This is a genomic window from Pseudomonas sp. GL-R-19, from assembly GCF_019956375.1.
In the GTDB taxonomy this organism is placed as follows: domain Bacteria; phylum Pseudomonadota; class Gammaproteobacteria; order Pseudomonadales; family Pseudomonadaceae; genus Aquipseudomonas.
The window spans coordinates 1-24,016 of sequence record NZ_JAHBDJ010000007.1; the positions used below are offsets into that span (position 1 = coordinate 1).

A 24,016-nucleotide genomic window follows, 5' to 3' on the forward strand; every position below is an offset into this window, starting at 1 on the left:
CAGCTTCTTGATGGTTTCCGGGGTTGCAGCAACCCGTGTTTCACCGGTCTGGGTTTCGAGAGGAACACCAATGTGCACGTCAAATCTCCTGCGTGATCTTGTTGAGTAAACCCAGGCACTACGGATGAATGGGGTGGCAAGGACGGCCGATCAGCACGATTGCGCCAAATCGGAACGATCAATCATTCGAACACTGGCAAAAGTCGATTCGTTTCGAGCCTGGTCGAGCGCTGTCAGCGGTCTGGTCGATGACTGCGGCGTAGTCGCGAGCGTTGCCGGTTTGCGACTCATTTCAGAGCCGGAACGCTCGTCGCTGGGTGGAACACCAAAGTACTCGCGATAGCATTTGGAAAAGTGGGGTGTGGACACGAAACCGCATACATACGCCAACTCAATGATCGACAATGATGTTTGCTTGAGCAGTTGTCGCGCTCGAACAAGACGTAACCTCATGTAGTAGCGTGACGGCGTACAGTGAAGGTATTTCTGAAATAGCCGCTCTAGCTGTCGACGTGACAGATCAACGTATTGCGCAAGGTTATCCAGGTCGAGCGGTTCCTCGAGGTTGGCCTCCATCAACGCAACGATCTCCTGCAGCTTGGGCTGGTGAGTTCCCAACACGTGCTTGAGCGGAACGCGCTGATGGTCCTGTTCGTTGCGGATGCGCTCGTAGACAAACATCTCAGAGATGGCAGCCGATAACTCACGACCATGATCGCGACCGATCAGGTGCAACATCATGTCCATAGGGGCCGTTCCGCCGGAGCTTGTGAAGCGGTTTCGGTCGAGGGTGAACAGACTCGAACTGACGCTGACTCGCGGAAAAGCTTCCTGCATGGCGGCCAGAAACTCCCAGTGCACACTGCACTCATAACCGTCGAGCAGCCCGGCTTTGGCCAGTGCCCAACTGCCCGTGCACACGCCTCCCAGCCGTCTGGATTGACGCGCCAGGGCTTGCAGCCAGGTAATGTGCTCGCGGGTAATCACGCTCTGGATTCCAACACCGCCGCACACGATTACAGTGTCCACCACCAATGGATTGCTCCACGAAGCATCCGGGGTGATCGGCACGCCATCACTGGCCCAGACAGGCTCACCACCGGGGCTGAACGTATGCCAGCGATACAGCTGTTGTCCCGACAACTGATTGGCCATGCGCAGGGGCTCTACGGCTGACGCCAGGGAAATCAACGTGAACTTGTCCAGTAGCAGAAAACCAACTGATTTTGTAGGGGTACTGTCGGACACGGTGGATTTCGATGACATCGGGGGTCATGCCCTCACAAAGAGCGATTACGGACTGAGACACAGGAGCTTGTAATACCCCCAGCCTTGGCGCGCGGGGGGTATCAGGTTCGGCGCAATTACCTCCCTGGGTTTATCCCACCGACGTCGCCCTTGCATCCCGCGCAGGCTGACGCGATGTCACCAGACCGATAAAGGAAATCGCCAGCGCCAGCCCAATGGTCGAGCTCACTTCGCTACGGTGTTCCGGGGTGATCATCATGACCGCCAACGCTGCGCAAATGAACGCGATCACCAGCCATGTGAGCCAAGGGAACAGCCACATGCGAAAGGCCAGTTCGACATTCTGCCGACGCAGCATCCGGCGCATACGCAGCTGCGACACCGCAATGGCCAGGTACACCAGCAAGGCAATCGCACCGGAGCTGGCCAGCAGGAAGTCAAACAGCCCGGCGGGCATGAAGTAGCTCCACACGGTGATCGCTGCGCCCAGCACGGTGCTGGCGATGACTGCTGCCCGCGGCACGCCCTCGGAGGAGGTCGCCTTCAGCGCCTTCGGCGCATCGCCACGACGGCCCAGCGAGTACAGCATGCGCGAGGCAATGTAGATCGAGGAGTTCATGCAGCTGGCCACGGCGATCAGTACTACTACGTCCACCATGAACTTGGCGTGGGGAATGTTCATGATTTCCAGGGCCCGCTGATAAGAACCTACCGAGGCCAACAGCGGATCGTTCCAGGGCACCACGGAGATGACCACGAAAATCGACAACAGGTAGAACACGCCGATGCGCCAAATCACCGAACGCGTGGCCTTGGCAATGTTCTGCGACGGGTTGTCGGATTCGGCGGCGGCGATGGTGACTGCCTCGGTGCCGATGAAGCTGAACATGATGGTGATGAAGGCGCCGACTACCGCCGACAGGCCGTTGGGGGCGAACCCGCCGTGTTCGGCCATCAGTCCGCTCAATCCGCTGACTTCCCGATCGGGCACCCAACCCATCAGCACGGCAAAACCCACGCCGATGAAACCGATGATCGCCACCACCTTGGCCATGGCGAACCAGAATTCGAATTCGCCGTACTTGGAGACACTGAACAGATTGGTGATCACCAACGCAATGATCGACACCAGGGCGAACAGCCAGGCATCGATCTGGGGAAACCACTGGTTCAACACATGGCCGGCGGCCAGTGCTTCAATAGGGATCACCAGCACCCAGAACCACCAGTACAGCCAACCGATGGTGAAGCCTGCCCAACGACCTATTGCCTGGTCGGCATAGGTGGAGAACGAGCCGGTGTCCGGGTTGGCCACCGCCATTTCACCGAGCATGCGCATGACCAGAACGACGAGCAAGCCTGAGAATAGATAGGCCAGGAGGACCGCTGGGCCAGCCGCTGCAATGGCATGTCCTGAGCCAACGAACAAACCGGCGCCGATGATACCGGCGATTGACAGCATGGTGACGTGACGAGGCTTGAAGCCCTGCGCCAATTGGCCACTCGAATCCTTGGAGTTCGGGCTAATCATTGTTTTTTTTTTCTCTACTGATCGACATTTAAGCGAATTGATAGGGGCAACAGATCATCATCATTGTTGCCTGCCGGGCTTCCTGAAGGAGGCACCCTTCAAACGCTGCAGTTCTTATCAAACCCATCATCGCGATGTGGTTATCTCGATAAAAAGATGCGCCACCTTACCCGGCTTGTCCGATTATTCAATTACCTGATCACGCCACCTCCGTGTCTGATATCGACACACGAATACATTGTGTTCACGGTTAAAACCAGTCAGTCACTAAGTGGCCAAAGGCAATCATCTCCGGTTCGTTGAGAGTTCCTTTAATAAAGTAGCGTCGATCCTGGTGTTGGCGCCGATGCCGAATATACCCAGTTGCCGAGATGTCACCGACCCAGTCTGATTCCTCACAAACCGTTGCCTGTGCTGGAATTGAGCTGATTTAGAGGTGGGTCGGTCTTGCGTCGGCACGTGGTTCAATTCGGCATCGGCGTCAACAAGGGCGTTTATTTCCACCAATACTCGATCTGAACCCCTACGTTGGAGCCTTGCAAGTCTGTACCAAACGCACCGGTATCAGACAGAGCCGATCCCGGAGATTGCAAGCTGGCGGCGCGTTGCGCAGCCTTGTTCCAGGTAGCGTAGGTGTAATACAGACGAAATTCCGGCCTGTCCCAGAATCCCGGGCCGTTCGGTGACCAAGTCGGCGCGATAGTGTACTTAGTGAGTTTTCGGGTACCGTCTGCGGCTTCAACCTGGTCGCGCCCAACCTCGGTGATCAGCTTGAACTGATCCGTGAACGCATAAATTGGCCGAACACCAATGGATAACCAGTTCTGATCATCCCCTCCAGGGCGAGTGTCTTTTTGATAGACCAGTTCAACTTGACCACTGAAAGCATGAGTCAATTGCCAATCGAAAAACTCCACGAGCCGCCAGCTCTTGTTGCTCTCATCCAGCGTGGTATCACCGGTATAGCCCAATGCGGTGCCCGGCCCTCGGCCGTATTGAACAGCGAACTTGTTGACTCCGCCCAGAAACGCGACCTGCTTGTGCTGGGCAACCACCGACCAGCCCTGATGAGCATCCTCACGGCTCGGCTTGTCCAGATAACTGACGCCCAGCTGAACTTCGCCACCGGGATTTGTGTTGAATCCGCTGACGGTCACATCATGCCGGGTAACAAAATCCTTTTGGAAGACGTTGTCCTTGCGTGACAGCACGTAGCTGTATTTCAGATCCCCCAATGCGACCTGGTCGAACCCAAAGCCCGTTGAGCTTTGGTTCCAGTAGAAGTAGTCGGAAATATTGATGTCGTTTCGGTTGTAGTAACGACGGCCCGCCCAGAAAGAACCGCCATTCAATGCCGGCAACTTGCTCCACTCTGCGTAGAGCTGACTCATCCGCGTATAGCCGTGCTCTCCGTCAAATTTGGGGCTATGGCCATACTCGTTGTTAAACTGTGCCATGCCTTCAACGCTAAGCATTGAGCCGTCGTCCAGTGAAAGCAGATCCTGGCGCAAATCCAGCTCCATATACTGCTCACATTCGTTGCCAAGGCGATATTTGGACTGCGCGCCCGGTAGCTGAAAACACGACTGTGTCCCTCCTTGAGTCGAATTTCCTACCCCGGTTCTGTAGTAACCACTGAACTCTGTTGAATACGCATCAATGGGCAGAAAACCGGCAGCAAGAGACGCACCCAGAACTGCGCTGAGAGTTTTAACGTTCATTCATGACACCTTTTGTTTTTTATATTTATTGGACAAGGTCAATAACGCGAGCTAGCACGCTAGCTCCACACACAAGTTCCCGAACGGGAAATAAGTTAAATCGAATAGAGAACGCACCGTATCGCCTGAGCCAAAGCATGAGAAAAATCCATGCAGTGCCAGGCGGAGTGACGAGGGTAAGCAAGCGATTACTTAACCAATGAGTGAGTTAGCCCTCCTTAAGTTTTAGCCTTTGGAATGTATTTTCAGGCCACGCACTTGGAAGCCCAAACTACCTTAACCACGATGACGTCCTCGGAAGAAATCTATAAGGCCTTGCGTCGAGGAATCATCTGCCGGTTCCGCGTCATAGCGAGTCAGAAGGTTGTAGACGCTGTTGCCTAACTCCTTGCCCAGCTCCACGCCCCATTGATCAAACGAATTGACTCCCCAAATGACACCCTGGACAAAGACCTTGTGTTCATAAAGGGCGATCAGCGCCCCAAGGCTATGTGGATTGATGATCTCAAGAGCAACGGTATTGCTTGGCCGGTTGCCGGGGATCACCTTATGCGGCGCCAGTCGTTCGATCTCACTGGATGAAAGGCCTTTGGCTTTTAGCTCTGCCTCAGCTTCAGCGCGGTTTTTGCCTCGCATCAGCGCTTGGCTTTGAGACAAGCAATTGGCGTACAGCCATTCCTGATGGTCAGCCACTGGGTTGTGGCTGACCACAGGCACAATGAAGTCAGCTGGAATTAGAGGCGTCCCTTGATGCAACAACTGGTGGTAAGCGTGCTGTCCGTTACATCCCACGCCACCCCAGATTACCGGGCCAGTGGTGTAGGAAACTGACGTGCCGTCATGACGAACACTTTTGCCATTGGACTCCATGTCCATTTGCTGCAGATGTTTCACGAAGTTGCGCAGATTATGGTCGTAGGGCAAGAACGCATAGCTTTGCGCACCCCAAAAGTTGTGATACCAAACGCCAAGTACCGCTAAAAGAACGGGAAGGTTCTGTTCCAATGGTTCATTCAGAAAATGTTGATCCATAGCGTACGCGCCGGACAGCAGTTCCTTAAAGTTGGCGATGCCAATGGCCAGAGCAATCGGCAGGCCAATTGCCGACCATAGTGAGTAACGGCCACCGACCCAGTCCCACATAGGAAAAATGTTTGCTTCACGGATGCCGAAATCCAGCGCGGCTTGACGATTACTCGTCACCGCAATGAAGTGGCGATATAGCTTCTCTTCCGTCCCGCCCTTGGCCAGGTACCAGCTTCTACAAGCTTGCGCGTTCTTCAACGTTTCAAGGGTACCGAAGGTTTTGCTGGAGATGATGAACAGCGTTGTTTCTACGTTCAGATCGGCAGTAACCTCTCGGAACTCATTGCCGTCGATGTTAGCCAGGTAATGGCACCGCACCCCATGCCGAGCGAAAGGCGCGAGTGCTTCAGAGACAAGCTCCGGGCCCAGAAATGAGCCACCAATACCAATGTTTACGACATCAGTGATGACCTTATCGTTGTAACCACGCCAAAGATGACTATGGATACGACTCACAACGTCAGTCATCTGCGCCAGAGCACCATGCACATCGCGCATCAAGTTGCGGCCATCGACCATCAAGGGTTCCCCCACTGGTCGCCGCAGTGCGGTATGCAGCACAGGACGCCCCTCGGAACAGTTGATTTTTTCTCCACTGAACATGGCATGCGCGGCCTGTTCCACGCCAGCCTCGCGAGCAAGGTTTACAAGCAATGAACGCGTCTCGTGAGTGATCAGGTTTTTGGAGTAATCCAGAAACAGCCCGCAGCCCGCCAAGGAAAAGTCTTGAAAGCGTTTACTGTCATCTCGAAAGGCATCGCGCATACTGAAGTTGTCCATGCTCTCACGGTGTTCGAGCAACTTGCGCCATGCCGGCAACGCCGTCACATCACTCGTTTTGTTGTAGTTATTCATGCCCAGTCCCTCTTTGCCAATACGGCCTGCGCCGTCTGAACCAACGATTCTAATGTGGAGGTTTTTTGCTTTCGCGAACGCACAAGTACCCAGCAGCGATACGCGCTACAGTTTTAGTGACTACCCTTTATCGGACTGCGTCCACCAGATCGGCGCGCCCATGCAAACATGCACGACAAATAAAAACGAGCTACTGATCGTTCAGTTTAAAAGTTACTCAGGCGGCTGGACTTGGAAAAACAATTGCAATAATTCACGTCCGCAACCGCCAGATCATCAGGATAAATGCCTGAGTACTATTATTTGGGAAAGCCGCAAGAGTCTCGCTGAATTAAAGAGGGTTTCAATCGAAGCGTCTGGCGTCGTCCTTCCGGTTGCTTGATACGCTTCAATAGAAGCTTCACCGCCTGTGCTCCAAGTTCCTCGAGAGGTTGCGCCATAACGGTCAGTCGGGGGCTAAAAGCATCCGCCCAATCGAAATCGTCAAAGCCGACCAGCGCGATGTCCTTCGGCACTTCAAGCCCTGCTGCACGCAGGGCCTGCATAGCACCAATGGTCATCAGGTTGTTGGCAGTCATGATGGCGGTCGGCGGCTGCTCCAGCGCCAATAAACGGCGAGTCGCTTCCATGGCCGGCGCAATCGCCGATTCACCACAGCAAACCAATTGCTCATCGTAGGCAATGCCTGCGTCAGCCAAGGCCGCACGGTAACCGTCAATTCGTTCAAGAGAAGATGACTGGGTCAATCGTCCGGAGACCATCCCGATACGCCGATGTCCAAGTTTAATCAAGTGTGCAATCAACTCTTGAGAGGATTGCTTATTCTCTACCCCCACCTGATCGAAAGACGTCGACAGAAGTCGGTCGATGAGAACCGTGGGTATTTTGTTGGCCTTTAAGTAATTAAATACTCTATTTTCTGGATCATATTCCGAGGCCAGTACAATGCCGTCAACCCGTCTTTCATGCAGCGCTTTGATCGCTTTAAGCTCTTGTTCAGGATCTTTTTGCGTATTGACCAGAATCATCATCAAGCCGCTTTTCGCACAGGCCGCTTCGATGGCACGTACTGTTTCACTGAAGTAATAGTTCGACAGAGTAGCAATCGCTACCCCTATAGCACCTGAAGAGGAGCGTGCCAGAGACCGAGCGAGCGAGTTTCGAATATAGCCCACGGACTCTACAGCCTGATTCACGCTACGAACGGTGTCCGGATGTACTTTGCGAGTACCGTTGAGTACATGGGATACCGTAGACATTGATACGTTTGCGGCCCGCGCGACATCACTCATCTTTGCGCCCACTGTGTACCACTCCTTTCTCACGTGAATTCATGGATAGCGCCGGGACCATGCCCGGCAGTAAGCCATTGTAAAGCTCACGACGAGAAAATGTGTCGCAAGCTCCAGGAATCGGTGCAAGGACAGGCGCGCAATATCGAGGAAGACCCAGCGAGGTGCGCTGCGCACCGATAGCGGGTGAGGCGAGACGATGGAATCCGCTATGCAGCATAGCCGGGCACTCCTTTTTTATTATTTTTACGACCACGTAGCGGACCGTTAACGGGACGCAGGGACGCTGTCGAAAAAAGCATAGCCGACACGAAAGCGCTTGCGCAAGCGCTTTCCTAAGTCTTTCAATTTCCCTCCCGAGCAAAGGAAAGCGCTTGCGCAAGCGCTTTCCTTTGCACTATGTTTGTCGAACAAGAACACCGATGAGAGGTTTCACTGCTTCTCAAATCGGCAGATAAGGAGTCAACCGCTATGCTCAGTACTGGATCTGAAAGTCCTCCTCCTGCTCTATTGGAAATGCGTTCCATCTCCAAGTCATTCAATGGCGTACGCGTGTTGCATGACATCGACCTTAGTATTTTTCCCGGACAAATCCACGCGCTAATGGGCGAAAACGGCGCCGGAAAATCCACTCTGATGAAAATCCTGTCGGGAGCCTATATAGCCGACAGTGGCACTATCCGAATCGATGGATGTGATATTCGAAACTATGGCCTGAACGATGCGAAGTGCCATGGCATTTCAGTTATCTATCAAGAGCTCAGCTTGTGCGCGAATATGAGCGTGGTCGAGAACATCTACCTGGGTAGAGAAATTCGTCGATGTGGGGTTGTAAACCACAAGGCAATGACCGAAGGCGCGCAGGTTGTACTAAAGCGACTTGGCGTCACATTTGATCCACACGCGCTGGTCGGTACATTGTCGATCGCCGACCAACAACTTGTTGAAATCGCCCGTGCAATTCATGCCGATACGCGAATCCTGGTGATGGATGAGCCTACAACGCCGCTGTCTTCAAAAGAGACGGAGAGTCTATTTGCGTTGATTCGCCAGTTACGTGATGACGGTGTCGCAATCATCTATATCAGCCATCGAATGGCTGAAATATACGCCCTGTCCGATTTCGTTTCGGTGCTCCGGGACGGTCGTTACGTGGGTTCGCTGGACCGTGGCACGCTATCGGCTGAAACCCTGGTCCGGATGATGGTGGGTCGCGATGTTTCCGGTTTCTATGCCCATGAGCGTGCTACGTGTTCTTACGAGCAACCGGTACTACGTGTCCGCCACCTTACTGATGGTTTAAAAATTCGAGATTGCAGTTTCGATCTGTATGCCGGCGAAATTCTCGGAATTGCAGGGCTGGTGGGCTCAGGGAGAACAGAACTTGCCCGATTAATTGCAGGTGTCGATGCATACTCGGGCGGACACATTGAACTGGACGGCGAAGTTGTAGCCATACGCTCCCCTCGCGATGCAGGCAATGCAGGTATCGCCTATCTGACAGAAGACCGTAAAGCCTTGGGCCTCTTTCTCGATATGAGTGTCCACGACAATATCAATGTTTGTGTATTGGGAAATGATGCTTCACTGACGGGTTTTGTGGACCGGACGGCTGGAACCGGACGCACCGAACAAGCCATTCAGGCACTCAATATCAAAGCATCTCCAGAGATCAATGTCGGCGCGCTGTCTGGAGGCAACCAACAAAAGGTTTTGCTGGCTCGTCTGCTTGAGATGAAGCCCAAAGTGCTGTTTCTGGACGAACCCACCTCGGGTGTCGATATTGGAGCCAAAACAGAGATATATAAAATAATCAATGCATTGGCCGCCTCCGGCGTTTGTGTCGTGATGATTTCAAGTGAACTGCCAGAGATTGTTGGAATCGCTGACCGTGTATTGGTCATGTGTGAAGGGAAACTTGTCGCCGAACTCGGTGGCCGCAGCGGTGTTGATATCACACCCGAAACCATTATCGCGTTTGCCACAGGCAGCGACAGCTTGACTCTAGCCAACGGAGACTTAGTTCAATGACTTCCCCACTGCAACGCAAAGCAGCAAGTGACTTCATCACACCCAATGCGCGGAACATTGCCGGACCTGGCGCACAGGAAAAAATGCGCCAACTGATGAGGGTAGCGGGCATGCTCCCCGTATTGTTGCTCCTGTGTGTGGGCTTCAGCCTGATGAGCGACAACTTCTTCTCGGCGCAGAACTTCTCGATCATCAGCCAACAAGCCTCTATCAATGTGGTATTGGCATCCGGCCTGACTTTCGTGATTTTGACCGGGGGCATCGACCTTTCCGTGGGTTCGATCCTGGCTGTTTCCGCGGTAGTGGCGCTGTTGATATCGCAAGTTCCCGGATTGTCCTCTCTGGCCATCCCTGCGGGGCTTGGAATCGGCCTGTTGCTCGGGCTCGTCAATGGCGTATTGGTCGCTTTTGGCAAGCTGCCTGCGTTTATCGTCACACTGGGCGGATTGACGGCGATGCGTGGGATCGCACGCCTCATCGGCGAAGACAAAACGGTGTTCAACCCCGACTTGTCATTTGCCTTCATTGGCAACGATACGTTGTTCGGGGTGCCATGGCTGGTTGTCATCGCGCTGGTAGTGGTGACTCTTTCGTGGCTCATTCTTCGTCGGACGGTTTTAGGCGTACAGATTTACGCAGTGGGTGGCAATCCTGAGGCCGCGCGGTTATCGGGAATCAAGGTCTGGAAAGTCCTGCTCTTCGTTTACGCCATATCCGGTTTGCTGGCAGGTGTGGGGGCCATCATGACTTCCGCTCGTTTGATGGCGGCCAACGGTCTGCAAATGGGCCAGTCCTATGAACTCGACGCTATCGCCGCCGTCATCCTGGGTGGCACACGTTTCACCGGCGGCGTCGGCACCATCGTCGGTACGCTGATTGGCGCCCTGATCATCGCGACACTTTCCAACGGTCTGATATTGCTGGGCGTTTCGGATATCTGGCAATACATCATCAAGGGTGTCGTCATCATCGGGGCGGTAGCACTCGATCGTTTTCGGCAGACCGGCGCACGAACCTGAACGCTATAAAACTCCTCTAATACTCCAACAATAAGAGACTGTGCTCATGAAAAAAACAATATTGGCCGCTGCTTGTGCACTCCTGGCATTTAATACCGCTCAAGCGCAAGAGTTGAAATCCGTCGGGATAACCGTTGGCTCGCTGGGAAATCCGTATTTCGTAGCGATGGTAAATGGCGCCAAAGCGCAGGCATTGCAGATCAACCCCGCCGCAAAGTTCACCTCAGTCTCGGCCGACTACGATCTAAACAAGCAGTTCACCCAGATCGATAACTTCATTTCGTCGGGCGTAAACCTGATTCTTGTCAATGCCGTCGACCCTGTAGCGATTGCACCTGCGATTGCCAAAGCCAGAAAGGCCGGCATAGTGGTTGTGGGGGTTGATGTCATGGTGCAGGGTGCCAACGCCACGGTACAGACAGATAACGTTGAAGCCGGCAAGATAGTCTGTCAGTACATTGCCGAGCAGCTGGGTGGCAAGGGTAACGTTATTATCCAGAATGGTACGCAGACTTCAGCAGTCCTGGATCGCGTCAATGGTTGTAAGAGTGTTTTCGCACAGGCCCCCGATATCAAGGTACTGTCCGATAATCAGGATGCCAAAGGCTCGCGCGAAGGTGGCTACAGCGTGATGCAAGGCGACCTGACTCGCTTTGCAAAAATCGACGCGGTGTTCGCTATCAATGATCCCCAAGCCATAGGTGCAGACCTGGCAGCAAAACAACTCAAGCGCAAAGGCATCATTATCGCATCGGTGGATGGGGCTCCCGATATAGAAACAGCACTCAAAAGCGATACACAGATCCAGGCTTCTGCCTCTCAGTCCCCTTGGGGCCAGGCACAACAGGCCGTAACGATGGGTAACGACCTGCTGAATGGCAAATCCCTGGAGAGCACAACGGTACTGCTTCAACCCTCACTTGTAACCCGAACCAATGTTATGGAATACAAAGGTTGGCAAGCTGGCCAATGACTAATAGGCGGTTCAGTCAGAGGGCATAGGCATATCCAGCCACATCTGGAATGCGGGTAATGGCTGCTGCGAGGTGCTCGCAGTAGCCGAACAGCCTGAATTTAATAATCTTTCGATGGCCCTGGCATGTTTTCCAACGCAAACACAATAGTAAGCATAGAGCTACTTGACTACGTCAAGGCTCTGCCTGGTAATCGAATTGTCGTTGCGCTAGCGGGGCCACCTGGTGCCGGTAAGTCCACCGTCTCGGAGGCCTTGGTAGAGGCCCTTAATAGTATCAAGCCGGGGAGTGCAGCGGTCATCCCCGGGGATGGCTTTCATTACGATGACGCGGTTCTTGGATCCTTGAACCTTTTAGACCGTAAGGGCTCCCCCGATACATTCGATGTGGGTGGCTTCAGGAGTCTGCTGCTGCGGCTTCGTGCGAACAACGAACCAACGGTTGCCGTTCCAGTATTCGATCGTAACCTGGAGATATCCCGTGCCGCAGGACGATTGGTTTCCTCTGACGTGAAATATCTCATCGTAGAAGGAAACTACCTTCTATTGAATCTTGCCCCATGGTCGTCCTTAAGGGACTGTTTTGACACCACCATTATGCTGCAGGTTGACCGTAAAACCCTGGAGACGCGACTGCTTGATCGATGGCGATCATTTGGGTTCGATGAGTCTACTGCCTATGAAAAAGTTCATTGCAACGACCTTCCGAATGCCGAATTTGTGATTTCGGCCAGCAGTAGAGCTGACTTCACGATCACAGATGAAGAACCTGCTTCTTCTCCTTGAGCGAGAGTGTCGCAGCCAGCGTGGCTGCCTATCAACAACCTGTAGCGAACCATTAAAGAGCAAACGACTATGTATCTGGTATGTGGCGAAGCGCTGTTCGATTTTTTTAGTGAAAACGACCCCGGAGCTCAAGCTTCAAAAATAAACTACAAGGCCATTACCGGCGGTTCACCATTCAACGTCGCCGTCGGGCTGCGGCGCCTGGGTATCGACGCGGCGCTGTTTGCCGGGTTGTCCACCGACTACCTGGGCCGGCGTTTACAGCAAGTATTGCAGGACGAGGGCGTGGGTTTGGATTTCCTTCAGGACTTCGACGCACCGACCACCCTTGCCATGGTCGCCGTTGGTGCCGATGGCTCGCCGCATTACAGCTTTCGCGGCGAAGGCTGCGCTGATCGTCAGCTGTTGCCGGGGCATTTGCCTGAGTTGGGCGCTGAGGTGCGAGGGCTGCATATCGGCTCGTTCTCGTTGGTGGTGCAGCCGATTGCCGATACCCTATTGGCTCTGGTCCGCCGGGAAAGTGGCAAACGCCTGATCAGCCTCGACCCCAACGTGCGACTCAACCCAGAGCCGAATATCGAATTGTGGCGCGAACGTATCGGCGCTCTGGTCGAACATGCCGATCTGATCAAGGTCAGTGACGAAGACCTGAACCTACTCTACCCCGAGCGTGATCCGCAGAGCGTGATCGAGGGCTGGCTGGAGCACCGCTGCCAACTGGTATTCCTCACCCGTGGCGGTCAGGGCGCGACAGTTTTCAGCCGCCGTCATGGCACTTGGTCGGTGCCGGCCCGAGCCGTGGTGATGGTCGATACCGTAGGCGCCGGCGACACCTTCCAGGCGGCATTGATTGCTTGGCTGACTGAGCAGCAACTGGATTCGGTGGAGGGCTTGCAACGCTTGAGCCGTGAACAGATCGACGCAATGCTCGACTTTGCCGTCAGCGCCGCGGCCCTGACCTGCGGTAAAAACGGGCCGGACTTACCTTTTCGGCATCAGTTGCATTGATATCTGGTCAGGATTGTTTCGTCGGCACTGCACTCTAGCCTGATCGCGCCGCCTCCGTGCCGGATATCAACACGGGAAAACTTTGCACTCGCCGTTGATGCCGGGGTTTTGGCAGTCGCGCGCGATCAAGGAAAAACTCACGTCATCGGTGTATCGAATTTCGATGGCGCTCAACTCAAGCAGGCGGTGAACGAGATCGTTTCGCTCCAGCTGCCGCACTGCGCCTTGTGGTGAAAGGTTGCAATCGACCTGGCTCCACGCAATCACAGCCATTAAAAAAAGCGGCCCTTTGGCACCGATAACATCGTTTCTCGGCGGCGCTGCTTTTCACTATATTGGCCGCCAGATCCGGTGAGTGACTCAACATTCGCCACCCTCAGTGCGAGTAGTCTTTATGAATAAAAAACCAGACAACGCAGGGTTTGTTAATGCAGGTGCGGGAACCCGTGCCGTGTGGGGCGGGGAGCAGGTCAGGCATCCCTACAACGCCACTCAAACACCCATCGTGGTCAGTGCCGCCTATGGTTATGACGACATCGATGTCTGGTACGACGTTGCGTTGGGCAAGACGCCTGGTTTTATTTACAGCCGCATGAGCAACCCGACAGTCGAGACCCTCGAGGCAAAGATTCGCGAGTTGGAACTGGCCGAATCAGCCGTGGCTTTCAGCAGCGGGATGGCGGCGATCAGCAGCGTGCTTTACACCTTCCTGGCCCACGGCGATCGAGTGGTCTCGACCAGGGACAGCTATGGCGGCACCAACAAGATATTCGAAGAGTTCCTGCCACGCACCGGTGTGAACGTGACGTTGTGCGAGACGTTCGATCACGAAGAAATCGAACGCGAAATCGCCAAAGGTTGCCAATTGGTGTATCTGGAAACACCAACCAACCCGACGCTGAAAATACTCGATATCGAGCGTCTGGTGGCTGCGGCCAAGCGTGTCGGTGCCATTGTGGTGGCGGATAACACCTTCGCCACGCCATTGAATCAGAACCCGCTGGCGCTGGGTGTGGACGTGGTCATTCACAGTGCCACCAAGTTTCTCAGCGGCCACGGCGACGTGCTTGGCGGCCTGGTGTGCGGTAGTGAATCACTGATGGCCAAGGTGCGTCATTACCGGGAAATCAACGGAGCGACGCTCGACCCGTTCTCCGCCTACATGATCATTCGCGGCATGAAAACATTGGTGCTGCGCATGCGTCAGCAGCAACGCAGTGCCCGTGCACTGGCCGAGTACCTCTGCGTCGAACCCTTGGTGGAGTCGGTCAATTATCCCGGTTTGCCCGGCCATCCGAATCATGCCGTCGCATGCGCGCAAATGTCCGGCTTCGGTGCCATCGTCAGCTTTGTCGTGGCCGGCGGCATGGACACGGTCAAGGTGCTCTTGCCACGACTGCGATTCGCCCACTGCGCGGGCAATCTCGGTGCGGTGGAAACCATCTACGGTCCGGCCCGCACCACCAGCCATGTCGAGAACACGCTGGAGGAACGCCTGGCCCTGGGTATTTCAGAGGGGCTGGTGCGGATCTCTGTCGGCATTGAAGACACCGACGATCTGCTCGACGACCTGAAACAGGCGTTCGCTTTTGTCAGGGGCGCGGGCAACGAACCCGCGCAATCAAATACGCAGCTTTCAATCAATGAAAGTTGCACCGAAGTTGCAAATTGAAGCGTTAGCGTTAAACCTCACTGCAAGGATGTGAGTGGGGCGTTCATGAAGTGGAATAATAATAAAACTTAGTGGCGATCTGTTTTTTCTCTGCCCCGTCAGTCATCGCAGACGTTAATTCGCGCCCTAACAACTTTCATGAGAGCAATCATGTCCATAAAAGAACAACAACTTCATTCGCGTTCCGGTTTTAAACAGGAAATGCAAACACGGCATATTGTCATGTTGGCATTAGGCGGGGTCATCGGTACCGGACTGTTTCTCACGTCCGGGTACACGGTTAACCAGGCCGGTCCCTTGGGGGCGGTGATCGCTTACATCATCGGCGCGCTCATGGTTTACATGGTGATGATGTGCCTGGGCGAACTGGCGGTACAGATGCCGGAAACCGGTTCATTCAGTACGTATGCCACTCGCTTTCTGGGGCCTGGTACCGGGTATACCGTCGCCTGGCTGTATTGGCTGACCTGGACGGTGGCCATCGGTTCTGAATTCACCGCCGCCGGTATCTTGATGGTGCGTTGGTTCCCGGATACACCGGTATGGATCTGGAGTGCGTTGTTTGCAGGTCTGGTGTTCCTGACCAATGTGATTTCGGTGCGCTTGTTCGCTGAGACCGAGTTCTGGTTGTCTCTGGTTAAAGTGGTGACCGTCATCGTGTTTTTGATGATCGGCGGTGGCGCGATTCTCGGTCTGCTGCACATCGATCAGAGCCACAGTATCGGGTTGAGCAACTTCACTCGCGAAGGACTTTTTCCTACCGGCGTCATGCCGATAGCCATGACGTTATTGGCGGTGTCTTTTGCGTTCTCCGGCACTGAGTTGATCGGCATTGCCGCCGGGGAAACCAAGGACCCGCAGCGCAACGTGCCGCGTGCCATTCGCACGACGGTGCTGCGCCTGGCGATCTTTTTCGTGGGGACCATTTTTGTCCTGGCGACACTATTGCCTCGAGAGCAGGCCGGCCTGGTAGAGAGTCCATTCGTGACTGTGTTCACCTACATCGGGATTCCCTATTCGGCAGACATCATGAACTTCGTGATCATCAGTGCCTTGCTGTCGGCCGCCAACTCCGGTTTGTATGCCGCGTCACGGATGATCTGGACGCTCAGTGACCAGGGTCACCTGCCCAAGCGATTCTCGGCACTGACGCGTATGGGCACGCCGCTCAACGCGATCATCATCAGCATGGCGGGTGGGGCTGCCTCGTTGCTCAGCAGCGTGTTTGCCGCCGACACCATCTATCTGGCGCTGGTGTCGATCTCCGGATTGGCGGTGGTGGTGGTCTGGATGAGCATCGCTGCGAGCCAGATTGCGTTCCGCCGTCACTATGTGGCCAACGGCGGTGATATCCGCGACTTGAAATTCCGTGTCCGGGGTTATCCATGGGTGCCGTTGGGGGCGCTGGTCTGCTGCAGTCTGGCGTGCGTCGGGATTGCGTTCGATCCGGAGCAGCGAGTGGCGTTGTACTTCGGTTTGCCCTTCATCGCCTGGTGCTATTTCGTGTATTACATTACCCGCAAAAGCCGCGAGCGACGCTTGTCGGTTGCCCCCTTGGCACAACCGTCCGACGCGTTCTAGTCAGCGTCGACGGGATGGGCAAGCGTGCTCGGTGGAGGGGGCGTCCAAGAGGTTCAAGCCATGAAGCAAAAGACGCTACCCCCATTGAACTGGCTGCGGGCATTCGAGGTGTCTGCCCGCTGTTTGAACTTCACCCATGCCGCGCAAGAGCTGTTTTTGACCCAGGGCGCGGTCAGTCAGCAGATCCGCCAACTGGAAAGCCATCTTGGAGTGGCACTGTTCAAGCGCTTGCCCCGTGGCTTGGGACTGACCGAGGAAGGCCAGGCTTATCTGCCGGTGGTGCAGGACGCGATCACGCGACTGGCAGTGGGGACCAACGAGATTTTTGGCCAGCATAAACGTCGGCCGATCAAGGTGCGTGGCAGCCTGGCGTTCTTCGTGCATTGGCTGGCACCCAAGCTGGCGGGGTTTAGCCAGGCGCATCCGCATGTCGATATCCGCTACATCAGCAATATCTGGGTCAAGGAACTGGACGGGGAGGATGACATGGAGATTCGCTGGGGCCACGGTCAATGGCCCGGCCTGGTGTCGCAACGCCTGACCTGGGACACGTTGTTCCCGGTCTGCTCGCCGGACCTGATGGCGAAGTCACCGCTGACGGTCCCGGCGGACGTGTCGCACCATCCGCTGTTGCATGTCCTGGGTTATGAAGAGGGTTGGGGTTACTGGTTGAACATGGTCGGTGCGGACACCGTCGACTCCTCGACCGGCATGCAGTTCGACACATTGATCTCCACGTTGCGCATGGCCGAGTTAGGGCAGGGGATCGCCCTGGCGCGGTCCTCGATGGTGGAGGAAATGCTTCAGGATGGACGATTGGTCGAACCCTTTACCCAGCGTATCGAAGCCAGCGAGTCTTTTTACCTTGTGCGCGGTTCCGGGGCCGAGCAACACCCCGACGCGGTGATGTTTTCCACCTGGCTGGTCGAGCAGGCACATCGTTTCAAATGAATGGCCGGAGCCAACCATGCGTTATGTGAGTACCCGAAATTCGGCCGTGCAGGTCGACTTCGAACAGGTCGTATTGTCTGGCATTGCCGAGGACGGTGGGCTGTTCGTACCGCTTGAACTGCCGCTGTTTGAAGCGCAGGACATCGCCAACTGGTCGACCTTGCCCTATGACGAACTGGCCTACAGAGTGATCAGCCCGTTCGTGGGGGAGGCGATCCCCGAGGCAGACCTCAAGCGCCTGCTCAAAGAGGCGGGCAGTCAATTCCGCCATCGTTCCCTGGCGCCTTTGCATCAGGTCGATCGTAACGAGTGGGTGCTGGAACTGTTCCACGGGCCGACTCGCTCCTCGAAGGATTTTGCCGCGCAGTTGCAGGCGCGGCTGGTGCCGTATTTTCTGCGCAAGCGCGGGCGTCGCGGGGTGGTGATCGGTGCCACCAACGGCGATACGGGGCTGGCGGCCATCGAGGCGTTCAAGCACTGCGAGGACACCTGCGTGGTGGTGTTTTACCCAGAGAAGGGCGTACCCCTGGACCAACTCCAGCATCTGCAAGCAGCGGCGCACCCAAGGGTTCATCAGTTTGCAGTGAATGGCAGCTTCGACGAGTGCCAGACCATCGTCACCCGGCTGTTCCGAGAATGGCCCAATACGCAGCACGAGGCGATCAGTTTCAACTCGAGTAACTGGGTCAGTGTGTTGGCGCAACTGGTGTTTTACTTCCACGCGGTGTTGCAACTGGGGGGTGGTCAACGTCCGATCGGTTTCAGTGTGCCGGCGGCGAGTTTTGCCGAGGTGTATGCCGGCTACATCGCGCAAAAAATGGGCCTGCCGATCACCCAGATGATTGTTGCGACCAACCAGAACGACGCGTTGCATCAGCTGTTTCAGAAGAACCACTACAGCAGGTCACGCGCCAACAAGACGCTTTCGCCTGCCATGGACCTGTCGATCTTTTCCAATCTGGAACGCTTCCTTTGGGAGCTCTACGGGCATGACGACCAGGCGGTGTGTGCACTGATGGAGGGGTTCGAGTCCAGCGGCGAGATGGTCATCGCCAACGAGTTCTGGTTGCAGGCGCGGATGATCATCGACTCCTACGCGGTCAGTGATGAGCAGACGCTGACGGAAATCACCTCGCTGTATCGCGACACGGGATACGTCATCGACCCGCATACAGCCACCGGCGTGCTGGCCGCCCGGTTGTATCGGCGAAGCCTGGTGGCGCCAATGGTGACCCTGGGGGAAATCTCACCGGTCAAGTCGGCGGCACTGCTTGGCGAGTTGGGCATCAGTGTGGCGGGGCTGCATCCTGAGGTCGCGACGCAAGGACCGGCGCAGGTTTACCGGATTCAACCGGACGACCTCGATACCATCCATGAGCTGCTCGACGCGCTGTGAAGGCGCGGCAACAGGAGGCCAAGTGAAGCGAATTCTGGACCCTCTCGATGAACACATCATCGCGGAACTACAGCTCAATGCCAGGGCCGCACATGCCGAGCTGGCGGCCAAGGTCAATCTGTCACGCAATGCCGTGCGCCAACGTATAGAAAGACTTGAACGCGACGGGGTCATACAGGGGTATACGGTACGCACGGGGGAGGGGCGACAAGCCACTTCGAACATCAACGCGGTGATTTTCGTCTACCGCTACGACCGGATGCGGGGTGCGGAAGTGCTGCAAGCGCTACGTGCCATTCCGGAAGTCATCCAGTGCGATGTCATGAGCGGTGAATTCGACCTGATGCTGCGAGTGGGTGCTGCGAGCCCACAGCGGGTGCACAAGGTCTGGACTGAAATTGCCGCGTTGCCCGGGGTGGAAAATACCGTGACCTCCTTTGTGCTGTCGTCTGTCGTGTAGCCCATCTTTCGTACCGCTAAAAGCCAACGTGTGTTGGCTTTTGTGCGTGCATCGCGAGCATTTGCGCGGCATTAAAAGTCAAAAGATCTTCTACTCAGGTGGATCGACCCGGTCCAGCACTCGGTTCACCGCCAGTTCGCCCAGCGTGATGACCTGCGCGATGCCCAACAGCGTATTTCGACTCGATCCCTGCGTCCGGTCCGCCAGATCCATCGTCATGACATTGGCCGAAGCCAATGACTCGCAGGCGTGAGCCAACAGGGTTTCGGTATCGAGTTGCGGATTGACGATGAACATGCTGCAGAGTTTGCGGGGAGTGGCCTGCAGGTCGGCGGCAGAGGGGATGCGTTCGGAAGATATTGCCGGATCATTGTTCGGCGGATTGGGTGTGACTTTGAACATATCTCAGGTTCCTAATGATGTGCCAACCTCCGGCTGCTAAACGAAGAGGGTGGCAGCTGCACGCAGGTTAGCAGACCGGGGAACCTAAGAAGCCGGCGCGCCCAAGGGCGCCCTGCGTACAGCCACCATCAAAATGCAGGCGCAAAAACCTGACTGATAGAAGCGTCGTACGACTTAGGTTATACCCGAGCTGCTAAACCCGATCACTGATGAGCAGTGACGCGATTCAAGTTACCGAGCGGCCCCAAGGCGCACAAGCCGGCGGATTCTGGCGTACCTGTAGGCAACGACGCAAGGCGTTGTAGCTTTCATCGAGTAACACTGACAGGCGTTAAACAAGCTCTATTCAATGGCCAAATCGGTGGCGCGAGTTTGCGCAATAACCTGTAGGAGCGAGCCTGCTCGCGATGGTCGTCAACGATAACGCTGAAAGCCTGACACCCCGTGGCGTTCTCCGGTTTTTCGCGAGCAGGCTCGCTCCTACAAGGGGTATGTGGTGGTCAAGATTGGTTCGTCTCCTACCGACTCTGAAGCTTTGCCCAGACACTGGTCAAAACGCCCATAAAATAGAGCAAATTGGCCTATTTCACTGCCCTGGGCCCAGCCCTAACCTAGTGCCCAACAACCCATCACCCGGATCGAGGGCATAACAAAATGACTGAATACAAATTGGCGCTGGTTGGCTTTGGTGGTGTTAACCGGGCATTGGCTCAGCTGATTGCCGATCGTAACGAACAGTGGAAAACAGAACTGGGTTTCACCCTGAAAATCGTCGGTGTGACGGACTTGTTTCTCGGCTCGGTGATTGGCCGCGAAGGGCTGGATGCCAATGCGCTCGCCCAATTGCCGGCAGCCAAAGGTGCATTGGCGCAACTGCCGGGTGGCGACGTCACAGCCCTCAATGAAGCGGTGATCAAGGACTCCGGCGCGGACATTATTGTTGAAGCCACCTTCACCAACCCGGTGGACGGTGAACCGGCGACTTCGTTCTGTCGTTGGGCGCTGGAGGGCGGCCAGCATGTCGTCACCACCAACAAGGGCCCCATCGCCTTGCACGGCGCCGAGCTCAAGGCACTGGCTCGACGCAAGCATGTCGCCTTTGAATACGAAGGCTCGGTCATGAGCGGCACGCCGGTTATCCGCCTGGCCCGGCAGGCGCTGGCAGGCAGCTCCATTGTCGGTTTTGAAGGGATTCTCAACGGCACGTCCAACTTCGTGCTCACCAGCATGGAAGGTGGCCTGGGGTTTGCCGAGGCCGTTGCCAAGGCTCAGGAACTGGGCTACGCCGAAGCCGATCCGACGGCGGATGTCGAGGGGCATGACGTACGCCTCAAGGTGGTGATCCTGGCGAATGAACTGCTGGACGCAAAGCTGACGGTCAGTGACGTCACGTGCAGCGGCATTTCGTCCCTCAGCCTTGGCGACATCGAAAAAGCCCGGCAGGACGGTGCTCGCTGGAAGCTGATCGGGTCGGCGATGCGCCATGCCGACGGTTCGATCAGTGCCAGTGTCGAACCGCGGCTGTTGAACAACGACCATCCGCTGGCCAGTGTCGGTGGCGCGACCAACGCGGTGTCGTTTACCTCCGAACTGCTCGGTGCGGTGACGGTTTCAGGGCCGGGAGCCGGGCGTACGGAAACAGCGTTTGCGCTGCTCTCGGACATCATCAGCATCCATCAATCCACTGCCCGCAACCAGGAGTAAACCCTGTGAAATTATCGCGCCTGGTTCTGGATATCGTAGAGCCGCCCATTGAAGTCTTTAACGCCTATGACGGTTCCGTCATCGGCAGCGTAACGAATGTCTGTGCGTCGCAAGTTCCGCAGTTGTTGGAGACTGGGCGCAGTGGTGCACGAGCGTGCGCGGCGTTAGCGCGTCATCGTCGGGCTCGCATTCTTGAGCAAGCCGCAGTCGACATTGAACGTGATGCCGGTGTGTTTGCCAGGCTGATCGTCGACGAGGCCGGGAAGACCCTCAAACAGGCGGAAAAGGAGGTCAAGCGCTGCGTCAACACCCTCAAGCTGTCGGCCGAGGAGGCCAGGCGCAATGCCGGGGAGGTGGTGCCTTTCGACGCATATGAAGGTTCCGAATCGCGTCAGGGCTGGTTTTCCCGTGAACCTCTGGGTCTGATCGTTGCGATCACGCCGTACAACGATCCGTTGAACCTGGTGGCGCATAAACTCGGTCCGGCGATTGCGGGCGGTAACGCGGTGATTCTCAAACCCTCCGAGCTCGCGCCCTTGTCGGCCATTAAACTGGTGTCTTATCTGGTCGCGGCAGGCTTGCCTGAGTCCGTGGTCACAGTCGCCACCGGCGGCGCGGAACTGGGCAAGGCGTTGGTCGCCGCCCGTGAGGTGCGGATGATTTCCTTCACCGGCGGTTTCGTCACCGCAGAGCAGATCGCCCGCACGGCCGGGTTGAAGAAACTCGCCATGGACCTGGGCGGCAATGCGCCGGTCATCGTCATGGGCGACTGCAACCTTGAGGCCGCTGTCGAGAGTTGCGTGTCCGGAGCCTTTTGGGCAGCGGGGCAGAACTGCGTAGGCACCCAGCGCTTGCTGATTCAGGCGTCGATTTATGAAGCGTTCCGAGAGCGATTCGTCAGCCAGGCCCGTGCGCTTGTGGTCGGCGATCCATTGCTGGCCGACACCGATATCGGCCCCATGATTACTGCGCAAGCCGCGCAGAATGCCGAGCAAGTGGTGAACGAGGCCTTGCAAGAGGGCGCCACGTTGCTCTGCGGCCATCGGCGTGCTGGATCGTGCTACGCCGCCACCGTGTTGGAAAACGTCGATCACGCCAGTCGACTCTGGCGCAATGAGGTCTTCGCGCCGGTGGTGGTATTGCAGCTGTTCGAAACCTTCGATGAAGCCATCGCGTTGGCCAATGAACCCGAATACAGCCTGCATGCGGGGATCTTCACCAATGATCTGGCAACCGCGATGAGCGCCGCACGGAGGATCGAAGCCGGGGGAGTGATGATCAACGACTCTTCCGACTACCGCTTCGATGCGATGCCGTTTGGTGGTTCCAAGTACGGTAGCCTGGGCCGGGAAGGGGTGCGTTTTGCCTACGAGGAAATGACCCAACCCAAGGTGGTGTGCCTTAACACGTTGCGTTAGTCGATTCGCGGTAAATGGATCAGCTCGTATGGCATTGGGTCGGTTTGGTCACTGGCCCAATGCGTTCTGCTGAATGGGGCGGGAGAGGATGGAAGGTGTGTTGTAACGCCTTGCAGCTGTAAAGGCCTTTACACCGCTGCTGCCAACGGCGGGAGTGACTGCTATTCAAATCAATGGGTTAGTTTGTGGCATCGAGTGTGCAGCAGGGAATGTGTCAGCACGAAGCTGGCGAATCTCATACAACAACAAGTGAGACCCTCATGACCCTCATGACCCACAAGAACAACCTGAATGACGCTCTGCCGGGAATGCGCGGCATGCAGCATATCGGCATCACGGTGCCCAACCTGTCTGAGGCTGTTGCCTTCTTCGTCGAGGTGCTTGGTTGCGAGCCATACTTCACCTTTGGCGAGTTCCGTTTTGAAGACGACTGGATGGAGCGGCACCTCAACGTGCATCCGCGCGCGTCCATTCGCGACTTCCAGATGGTCCGATGTGGCAACGGCACCAACCTGGAAATTTTCGAGTACACAGCTCCCGACCAGAATCGTCGGTTGCCCCGCAACAGCGACGTCGGCGGGCACCACTTGGCGTTCTATGTGGACGACATGGAGGCGGCGGTGCAGTACCTGCAGTCTCGTGGCGTGCAGGTACTGGATACTCCATCGACCTTCACCGATGGCCCGGCCAAGGGCCTGACCTGGGTGTACTTCCTGGCGCCCTGGGGGCTGCAGCTGGAGCTGGTGAGTTTCCCGGACGGGATGGGCTACGAGAAAGGCGTGACGCGCCTTCTCTGGGACCCGCGCACACCTGAGCACTGATTCGACTAGAAAGCCTGGCCGGCCCGGCTCGGGCCGGTTACGGGCATTTGAAACTTCTGGT

Annotated in this window: 20 protein-coding genes; 13 read left to right on the forward strand and 7 right to left on the reverse strand. The window is 56.1% G+C overall.

Annotation, left to right across the window (positions count from 1 at the left end; genetic code table 11):
• From KGA83_RS04010 to KGA83_RS04035, 6 genes are all read right to left on the reverse strand, one after another.
• Nucleotides 1-78: hypothetical protein (locus KGA83_RS04010; RefSeq protein ID WP_223441004.1), on the reverse strand; the 78-nt coding region annotated here is incomplete at its 3' end.
• A 72-nt stretch (nt 79-150) separates the two neighbouring features.
• Nucleotides 151-1,266, reverse strand: a complete 1,116-nt coding sequence (locus tag KGA83_RS04015; protein ID WP_108219394.1) for a GlxA family transcriptional regulator — start codon at nt 1,264-1,266, stop codon at nt 151-153.
• 112 nt (nt 1,267-1,378) lie between these two features.
• Complete coding sequence (gene gabP, locus KGA83_RS04020) at nt 1,379-2,779, reverse strand: GABA permease (protein WP_108219393.1); 1,401 nt, start codon at nt 2,777-2,779, stop codon at nt 1,379-1,381.
• Nucleotides 2,780-3,273: 494 nt separating this feature from the next.
• Complete coding sequence (locus KGA83_RS04025; RefSeq protein WP_108219392.1) at nt 3,274-4,500, reverse strand: maltoporin; 1,227 nt, start codon at nt 4,498-4,500, stop codon at nt 3,274-3,276.
• A gap of 276 nt (nt 4,501-4,776) precedes the next feature.
• Complete coding sequence (gene pgi / locus KGA83_RS04030) at nt 4,777-6,441, reverse strand: glucose-6-phosphate isomerase (protein ID WP_108219391.1); 1,665 nt, start codon at nt 6,439-6,441, stop codon at nt 4,777-4,779.
• 299 nt (nt 6,442-6,740) lie between these two features.
• On the reverse strand, nt 6,741-7,745 hold the full coding sequence (locus KGA83_RS04035) for a LacI family DNA-binding transcriptional regulator (protein ID WP_108219390.1): 1,005 nt from the start codon (nt 7,743-7,745) through the stop codon (nt 6,741-6,743).
• A gap of 459 nt (nt 7,746-8,204) precedes the next feature.
• On the opposite strand from KGA83_RS04035, the gene KGA83_RS04040 reads away from it, so the two are divergent.
• The 10 genes from KGA83_RS04040 to KGA83_RS04085 all read left to right on the forward strand — a co-directional run bounded on the left by KGA83_RS04040 (nt 8,205) and on the right by KGA83_RS04085 (nt 19,610).
• Nucleotides 8,205-9,764 (forward strand): sugar ABC transporter ATP-binding protein, encoded by a 1,560-nt coding sequence (locus KGA83_RS04040; protein WP_223528565.1) that lies wholly within the window; start codon nt 8,205-8,207, stop codon nt 9,762-9,764.
• Nucleotides 9,761-10,783 (forward strand): ABC transporter permease subunit, encoded by a 1,023-nt coding sequence (locus KGA83_RS04045; protein ID WP_108219388.1) that lies wholly within the window; start codon nt 9,761-9,763, stop codon nt 10,781-10,783. The genes KGA83_RS04040 and KGA83_RS04045 overlap by 4 nt, the downstream gene beginning before the upstream one ends.
• Nucleotides 10,784-10,829: 46 nt before the next feature.
• Entirely contained in the window at nt 10,830-11,756 is a 927-nt protein-coding gene (locus tag KGA83_RS04050; RefSeq protein ID WP_223528568.1) for an ABC transporter substrate-binding protein, read from the forward strand.
• Nucleotides 11,757-11,882: 126 nt separating this feature from the next.
• Complete coding sequence (locus tag KGA83_RS04055; RefSeq protein ID WP_218433830.1) at nt 11,883-12,542, forward strand: nucleoside triphosphate hydrolase; 660 nt, start codon at nt 11,883-11,885, stop codon at nt 12,540-12,542.
• Nucleotides 12,543-12,611: 69 nt separating this feature from the next.
• A complete protein-coding gene (locus KGA83_RS04060; RefSeq protein ID WP_223528571.1) occupies nt 12,612-13,550 on the forward strand; it encodes a carbohydrate kinase family protein in 939 nt (312 codons plus the stop codon).
• Nucleotides 13,551-13,944: 394 nt separating this feature from the next.
• Nucleotides 13,945-15,222 carry a cystathionine gamma-synthase family protein gene (locus KGA83_RS04065; protein ID WP_108219384.1) on the forward strand — a complete coding sequence of 426 codons (1,278 nt, stop codon included), beginning with the start codon at nt 13,945-13,947 and terminating at the stop codon, nt 15,220-15,222.
• A gap of 150 nt (nt 15,223-15,372) precedes the next feature.
• Complete coding sequence (locus KGA83_RS04070; RefSeq protein WP_223528574.1) at nt 15,373-16,803, forward strand: amino acid permease; 1,431 nt, start codon at nt 15,373-15,375, stop codon at nt 16,801-16,803.
• Between the two features lie 60 nt (nt 16,804-16,863).
• Complete coding sequence (locus tag KGA83_RS04075) at nt 16,864-17,754, forward strand: LysR substrate-binding domain-containing protein (RefSeq protein ID WP_108219382.1); 891 nt, start codon at nt 16,864-16,866, stop codon at nt 17,752-17,754.
• A 16-nt stretch (nt 17,755-17,770) separates the two neighbouring features.
• Nucleotides 17,771-19,150: a threonine synthase gene (thrC, locus tag KGA83_RS04080; RefSeq protein WP_223528578.1), complete on the forward strand. Its 1,380-nt coding sequence runs from the start codon at nt 17,771-17,773 to the stop codon at nt 19,148-19,150.
• A 22-nt stretch (nt 19,151-19,172) separates the two neighbouring features.
• Nucleotides 19,173-19,610 carry an Lrp/AsnC family transcriptional regulator gene (locus KGA83_RS04085; RefSeq protein ID WP_008003746.1) on the forward strand — a complete coding sequence of 146 codons (438 nt, stop codon included), beginning with the start codon at nt 19,173-19,175 and terminating at the stop codon, nt 19,608-19,610.
• Between the two features lie 90 nt (nt 19,611-19,700).
• On the opposite strand, the gene KGA83_RS04090 is transcribed toward KGA83_RS04085, so the two are convergent.
• Nucleotides 19,701-20,012 (reverse strand): DUF6124 family protein, encoded by a 312-nt coding sequence (locus KGA83_RS04090; RefSeq protein ID WP_223528580.1) that lies wholly within the window; start codon nt 20,010-20,012, stop codon nt 19,701-19,703.
• 654 nt (nt 20,013-20,666) lie between these two features.
• Here KGA83_RS04090 and KGA83_RS04100 point away from each other — a divergent pair.
• The 3 genes from KGA83_RS04100 (at nt 20,667) to KGA83_RS04110 (ending at nt 23,955) form a co-directional block, all read left to right on the forward strand.
• Nucleotides 20,667-21,716, forward strand: coding sequence for a homoserine dehydrogenase (locus KGA83_RS04100; RefSeq protein ID WP_223528583.1), 1,050 nt, complete (start codon nt 20,667-20,669; stop codon nt 21,714-21,716).
• 5 nt (nt 21,717-21,721) lie between these two features.
• Nucleotides 21,722-23,134, forward strand: a complete 1,413-nt coding sequence (locus KGA83_RS04105; protein ID WP_223528586.1) for an aldehyde dehydrogenase family protein — start codon at nt 21,722-21,724, stop codon at nt 23,132-23,134.
• Between the two features lie 260 nt (nt 23,135-23,394).
• The gene (locus KGA83_RS04110) at nt 23,395-23,955 is read left to right on the forward strand and encodes a VOC family protein (protein WP_108219375.1); all 561 of its coding nucleotides are present in this window, start codon (nt 23,395-23,397) and stop codon (nt 23,953-23,955) included.
• Nucleotides 23,956-24,016 lie beyond the last annotated feature (61 nt).